Origin of the sequence: Propionibacterium acidifaciens DSM 21887 (assembly GCF_000426605.1) — a bacterium.
GTDB classification, from domain to species: domain Bacteria; phylum Actinomycetota; class Actinomycetes; order Propionibacteriales; family Propionibacteriaceae; genus Propionibacterium; species Propionibacterium acidifaciens.
Genome location: NZ_AUFR01000084.1, coordinates 1 through 1,265, shown reverse-complemented (window position 1 = coordinate 1,265; position 1,265 = coordinate 1). Strand labels below are relative to the sequence as shown.

Below are 1,265 nucleotides of genomic sequence, written 5' to 3'. Positions count from 1 at the left end.
CCGGGAGGGCGGCTGGGCCAAGATGGCCTTGAGTTCTTCCTTCTGGGTGCGAGTGAGTTTCGCCGCGTTCTGGTTCCCGGCATGCCCTGTCAGCACCGAGCACATCCTGGTGGCCTGCCACTCGGCCAGCCATTCCAGCACTGTCCGCTCCGTGCGCTCAACCATTTTCGCAATGATGCTGATATTGACTCCTTCAGAGGCATACAGGACAGCTTCTGCTTTCATCCGAACCAGCACATGATTGTCGGAACGCTTCTTCCACCTGATCAAGACGGCTGTTTCTTCCGGGATGACTCCGACCTGCATACCTCAATCATATCCGAAACAACACAGGAAATCCACGAAAAATACGGTTTCGTTTCATGTCAACCATAGTTTTGGATAACTCCCCAATCCATTACAAGACCGGTGGGGGTTAGTCCGTTGCGGCGTCAACCCCATATTCATCAAAAAGAAATTCTGTAGAAAATTCGCCATACGATTCAAAGTCCTCTAGGAGCCCAAACCAAAAATCTGTATCGCGAGAAACAGCTTTATCGATACTCACTAAAGCTTTCTTGATTTCACCTTCTTTTCTGCGTATGGACTCTATTTCAGTGTCGTCTGTATAATATGGATAAAATTGGGCAAAAGTTTCGAGTGACCAAATAAACTTATTTACATCCGAATTGATGAATTCGGGGCTATCGATGCCACTTCTCATAACAGATCCATCCCCCTCACAGATATAAATGCAACGATTCGGATTTCCAATCACCAATCTATCTGGAAAATCTCCACGGATCACAGGCTCGTCAATCCGATCGAAAACGCCATATACCCTTTTAGGAATTTTTCTAAGAGTTTCGTCGGGGCAAAATTTTCCCCAAATATCCTGAGCCCTGAACCCCCATGGGCTTCTGTCGATCATCGCTACCATAACAGTTGTTACCTCCCGAACAGATTTCGTACGGCATCGCCAAGTGCGCTATTTGTCGTATCTCTAATTGCTTGTGCAGTTTCATTTGCTCCTGATGTCCACGGATAAGAATACGTTGTATCGATATTTCTTCCTCGGAGCATTGGATCACATCGAGACGAACAGGGTTGACGTTCAGTGTACAGCTCGACAATTCGATCACCATATTGTTTGACAGCCCCCTGCTCGGCGTGCCAGTCTTTATTAGAGCGAAAAACTTCAATCGGACCATCTGGTCCATCGAGGCGAGTCGCTGCATATGGCCGTCATGAAACAAAATCGTTTCTGGTTTCGCGGGGTGGGAGGT

2 protein-coding genes and 1 pseudogene are annotated in these 1,265 nt (G+C 47.5%); all 3 read right to left on the bottom strand.

The window, feature by feature from the left end; genetic code table 11:
* The coding region (locus tag K336_RS0112430; protein WP_028707197.1) for a helix-turn-helix domain-containing protein at positions 1-306 on the bottom strand (306 nt) is incomplete at its 3' end.
* A 109-nt stretch (positions 307-415) separates the two neighbouring features.
* On the bottom strand, positions 416-910 hold the full coding sequence (locus K336_RS18870; protein WP_123825867.1) for a hypothetical protein: 495 nt from the start codon (positions 908-910) through the stop codon (positions 416-418).
* A gap of 17 nt (positions 911-927) precedes the next feature.
* Positions 928-1,206: pseudogene (locus K336_RS20300) on the bottom strand (nucleic acid/nucleotide deaminase domain-containing protein); the annotation flags it as partial.
* Positions 1,207-1,265: the final 59 nt, after the last annotated feature.